Source organism: Carboxydocella sporoproducens DSM 16521 (assembly GCF_900167165.1).
Classification (GTDB): Bacteria; Bacillota.
The window spans coordinates 1-1,272 of the sequence record NZ_FUXM01000081.1 but is presented as its reverse complement, the minus strand read 5'-3'; the positions used below and the strand labels follow the sequence as shown (position 1 = coordinate 1,272).

The window sequence follows — 1,272 nt, the reverse complement described above, 5'->3', positions numbered from 1 at the left end:
AGCTGTATAGTTTCAGTATCCAGTTTGTTGCCCAGGCTATAAAGCTGTAGAAAGCCTTTAACAGCAGTAAGGGGGTTGCGAATTTCATGGGCCAGACCAGCAGCCAGCTGCCCGATGGTGGCCAGGCGCACTGAATTGCTGAGAGCAATTTCCCGTTGTTTGGCGGATTTTCTGGTAACCTGGTTTAGTTTTTGTTCAAGATCAGTTAAAAGGGATTCAAGATTAAAACTGTTGTTTTCAATTTTTACATTAGTGAAAGGAATCTGAGCTGCATGCAGCCGTTCTGATAAAGGGGAATGACTGATAATTAAAATACGATTAGTTGTATAACGGCAAAAGAGCTGGGGACCACACAGGTTGCGCAGATAAATAGCGAAATCACTTATATTTTTAAATTCGGCATGTTGGGTATATTCAATAAGTGTCAGCCAAAAGGGAAAGGTCAGACTGTTGTCTTGATTAAAGTAGTTAAAGAGATATTGACGGGAATAGATATACAGCTCATTTTCCAATTTATCATCATCAAAAGACATTTTCAGTTTTCTAGTTATTTGACCCCTAATAAAATAAAGTACAGTTGGGACGAGAATTACTGTTTGTAAGGGATTTGTATAAAAAGCGGCAAAAACTATGCCATAAATAGGAAGTGAAATTGAATATAAAAATAATATTTCAAGAATCAATTTATTAGTATACATGTCAGCTAGTTTGAAAATAGAAGCAAGCAATAGAGTATTTAAAATAACAAAAGTCAGGAAAAAGTAAATAAAATGAATGAAAAAGTTATTCGATAAATAATCTTTGCTTATCTGATATAACTGATGTGCCCCCCAATTTGCAATCAAAAGCTGACCAATATTAAATAACATCTTAATATTTGCTTTTTTATAATAAATACTTTCAATTACTGTTTCTAGAAAGACAATAAGAAAAAGTGGGCCAAAACCATAATGGAAATAAACTGGTGCATTCCAAATACTTGAAAAATTGAACGAATACCTAATAGTTATTTCGCCAAAATAAGAAGTTAAAGCCAATGACATAAGTATTAACATAAAGAGAAAATCTATTTTTAATGGATATGAGAATATATTGTAAAATAAGATATATATTCCGATAAAAAAAACTAAATAAATATATAACTTCGCATGCCAGGCCAATTTCATAAAAAATTGCCTCCATCAGGTTCTAAATTTTTTACTGCACTGGCAGTGAAAATTCCACCAGCGTCCGGCCAGGATGGCTATCTATCCGGATTTGACCGCCATGAGC

At 33.8% G+C, this 1,272-nt stretch carries 1 protein-coding gene; it reads right to left on the bottom strand.

Translation table 11 applies throughout. The features are described from left to right. Positions 1-1,166, bottom strand: a 1,166-nt coding sequence (locus tag B5D20_RS14235; RefSeq protein WP_278308395.1) for a histidine kinase dimerization/phospho-acceptor domain-containing protein, incomplete at its 3' end; no start/stop codon positions are given. Between the last annotated feature and the right edge of the window lie 106 nt (positions 1,167-1,272).